Below are 419 nucleotides of genomic sequence, written 5' to 3' on the forward strand. Positions count from 1 at the left end.
CTCCGAGCTGGTGGCCAACACGGTCGAGCACACCGGCTGCCGCCACCTCCGGGTCACCATCACCCGTCTCGGCCCGGACCGGGTGCGCATCGGGGTCGTGGACAAGTCCCCCACGAAGCCCGCACCGCGCACCGCGCAGGCGGACGAGGAGCACGGACGGGGCCTGATGGTGGTCGCCGCCCTGCCCGAGAAGACCGGCCCCGACACCTTCACCTGGGGCAAGCGGGTCTGGGCCGAGTGCGTCCTTGAGGCGAACCCGGCCGCCCCTCAGACTCCTGCCCCTCGATGACTCCCGCCCCGAGAAAGGGACGGGCAGGCGGGCCCGGCCGGGCGAGAAGCCCCCGGCCCCTCGGCACCACCGGTGCGGGCAGTCGGCCCGCACCGCCGGAATCGGCAAGGAAGAAGAAGGCCATGGAGCA

At 73.5% G+C, this 419-nt stretch carries 1 protein-coding gene; it reads left to right on the forward strand.

Features of this window, described 5'->3' with window-relative positions; genetic code table 11:
- Positions 1-289, forward strand: a 289-nt coding sequence (locus G3I71_RS48570) for an ATP-binding protein (protein WP_164325380.1), incomplete at its 5' end; no start/stop codon positions are given.
- Positions 290-419 lie beyond the last annotated feature (130 nt).

This window comes from Streptomyces sp. SID12501 (assembly GCF_010550245.1).
Lineage (GTDB): Bacteria > Actinomycetota > Actinomycetes > Streptomycetales > Streptomycetaceae > Streptomyces.